Genomic DNA, 451 nt, shown 5'->3' on the forward strand with positions numbered 1-451 from the left:
TTCCGTTGACCACGTTGGTTGTGTAGGACTGTCTCGCCTTGCGGCTTTTGAACTTAGGAAATTCAACACGACCAGAGAAGAAGTTTTGGTATGCCTTCTGCAAATTCAGTTGAGCGTTTGCCAACGCTAGGCTATCGACTTCTTTGAGCCATGCAAACTCCTTTTTGTACTTGGCAGGAGTCGGAAATTTTTCTATATATTTCTTTATCACTTCAATGGGCGCACCACCCGTTGTGAGTAAGCAAAAGCTTCTCAACATCGTGATTCCATTCTACTAAGGAACACAGAATGGTTATTACTGTCTAATTTCATTGATATATCAGCCTTTCATTTATATAAGACTGATTATATCATAGCAAAAAAAGACAACTTTAGGCTACGCCTAACCGAAATTCATCTCCTACTTTCACTGGTGCTGGCACACCTTCACGTTTAGAAGTGGGAGACTTCT

The 451-nt window shown here is 41.0% G+C and carries 1 pseudogene; it reads right to left on the minus strand.

Features of this window, described 5'->3' with window-relative positions:
- Positions 1 to 211: pseudogene (locus TEPIDINF_RS14790) on the minus strand (RNA-guided endonuclease TnpB family protein); the annotation flags it as partial.
- Positions 212 to 451: the final 240 nt, after the last annotated feature.

It is taken from the genome of Tepidibacillus infernus (assembly GCF_048898065.1).
In the GTDB taxonomy this organism is placed as follows: Bacteria; Bacillota; Bacilli; order Tepidibacillales; family Tepidibacillaceae; genus Tepidibacillus_B; species Tepidibacillus_B infernus.